Annotated in this window: 2 protein-coding genes and 1 pseudogene; 1 reads left to right on the forward strand and 2 read right to left on the reverse strand. The window is 76.1% G+C overall.

Annotated elements, in window-relative coordinates; translation table 11 throughout:
• Positions 1-29: 29 nt before the first annotated feature.
• Both VR44_RS32765 and VR44_RS32770 read right to left on the reverse strand, forming a co-directional pair.
• Positions 30-317 (reverse strand): chaplin, encoded by a 288-nt coding sequence (locus tag VR44_RS32765; RefSeq protein WP_045951269.1) that lies wholly within the window; start codon positions 315-317, stop codon positions 30-32.
• 94 nt (positions 318-411) lie between these two features.
• Positions 412-735, reverse strand: coding sequence for a hypothetical protein (locus tag VR44_RS32770; RefSeq protein WP_045951270.1), 324 nt, complete (start codon positions 733-735; stop codon positions 412-414).
• 143 nt (positions 736-878) lie between these two features.
• Between VR44_RS32770 and VR44_RS32775 the strand changes: the two are divergent.
• Positions 879-1,996, forward strand: a pseudogene (locus VR44_RS32775) (carboxylesterase/lipase family protein); the annotation flags it as partial.

The raw sequence follows: 1,996 nt of genomic DNA on the forward strand, positions 1-1,996 counted from the left end.
CCCTTCAGCCGGTCAGGCGTGGAAGGCGATCACTCGCCGTAGCTGCCGCCCTCGGTGTGGTGGTGGCCGCCGCCGCCCGAGGCGTTGACGCAGGTGTTGCCGAAGGCCGGGTTCAGCAGGGCGATCACGTTGACGGTGTTGCCGCACACGTTGACCGGGATGTGAACCGGAACCTGGACCACGTTGCCCGACAGGACACCGGGGGAGCCGACCGCCGCACCGTGCGCTCCGGCATCGGCGACGGCCAGACCGGCGCCGGCGGCCACGGTGCTACCGGCGACAGCGGTGATGGCGAATGCCTTCGCGATACGCGACATCAAGATCTCCTCGTGAGATGTGGGCGCCGCATCCTCTGCGGCATTTGACATGGCATACAACGCGGCGCGCGCCGAGTGGTCACGGTCGTGTGGGCTACCCGGGGAGGGAAAAACGGACAGAGGCGAAGGAGGGCCGGACCGGACTGACCGCTTCCGGCCGCATAACCGCCACCACCGGGCCCTTGCAGTGCGGGTCGCGGTACAGGGACGCGGTGAGCCGCGTCTGGTTCGTGACCGCGCGGCCGCCGCCGCCCGCCGCCTCCACGCAGCCCTTCGTGGAGGTCACGCCGTGGACGCGGTCGTCCTGGCCGACGTACTGGAATCCGGGCCCGGCGGCCTGCGCCGCGCCGGCCGCCGCCGACAGCAGGGCCCCCAGGGCCAGGGCGGCCGCGGCAGGGGTGATGAGGTTCGCTCGCATGCCGGTCCAACCCGGCCCGCCCGGGAGCCGGTCACGGCTTGTCACCCTCCGGACGGGTGTGCGACGGTGATCGCAACGCCCGGAAGCGGAACCGGGCCGCAGCGAGGCCCGGCCGCGGACCGGGACGGCCGAGGAGAGCGCGGATGAGCACAGCGGGCGGCGGCCACCGGCCCCGGGCCGGCACCGGACACGGCGTCGTGGAGGGCCGCTGGGAGACCGGCGGCGCCGCCGTCTTCGGGGCGTCCCCTACGCCGCCCCGCCCACCGGTCCCCGCCGCTTCGCCGCACCGCAGCCCCCGGCCGCCTGGGACGGCGTGCGCGACGCGGGGGCGTTCGGGCCGACCGCGCCCAAGGTGCCCTATCCGCCGGCCTTCGCGGCCCTGCTGTCCGACCCGGTGATCCCCGGCGAGGACTGCCTCACCCTCAACGTCTGGACCCCGGACCCGGCGCCCGGAGCCCGGCTGCCGGTGATGGTCTGGATCCACGGCGGCGCCCACACGCGGGGATCGTCCGCGGTCCCGGTGTACGACGGCTCCGCCTTCGCCCGCGACGGGGTCGTGCTGGTCTCGGTCAACTTCCGGCTCGGGGTGCTCGGCTACGGGCTCTTCCCCGACGCACCCGCCAACCGGGGGCTCCTCGACCAGATCGCCGCCCTGGAATGGGTACGCGACAACATCTCCGCCTTCGGCGGGGACCCCGGCCGCGTCACCGTCTTCGGGGAGTCCGCCGGCGCCATCAGCATCGGCGCCCTGCTCGCCGCTCCGCGCGCCGAGGGCCTCTTCGCCCGGGCCGTCCTGCAGAGCGGGGCCCCCGAGGCGCTCCCGCGCGACCAGGTCCGCACGATGGTCCGGCGGATGGCCGCCCGGGGCTGCGGGTGCCCGCCACCGCCCGGGCCTTCGAGGCCCTACCGCTGCCCGCGCTGCTCTCCGCCCAGGAGGCGGCGATGCGCCTCTCCTCCCCGGTGCTGGGCGGCCCCGCCTTCGGGCTGGTCACCGACCCGGGCACGCTCCCGGCCGACCCGCTGGAGGCGGCCGTGGCCTCGTCCGTGCCGCTGCTGATGGGCTGGACCGCCCAGGAGCACCGGCTGTGGCTCGCCCCGACCGGCGGGGCGAGGCTGCTGGACCGGCTCGGCCCGCTGGCCGTGGCGTACGGCCGGCTGCGCGGCGCCAAGGACCGGGCCGCCGTACGGGCGCTGCGCGCCGCGCTGCCGGAGGTCTCCCCGGCCGACCTCGCCGGGCACCTGGTCGCCGACCGGCTGCTGC

The sequence above is a fragment of the Streptomyces katrae genome, assembly GCF_000966975.1.
GTDB lineage: Bacteria > Actinomycetota > Actinomycetes > Streptomycetales > Streptomycetaceae > Streptomyces > Streptomyces katrae.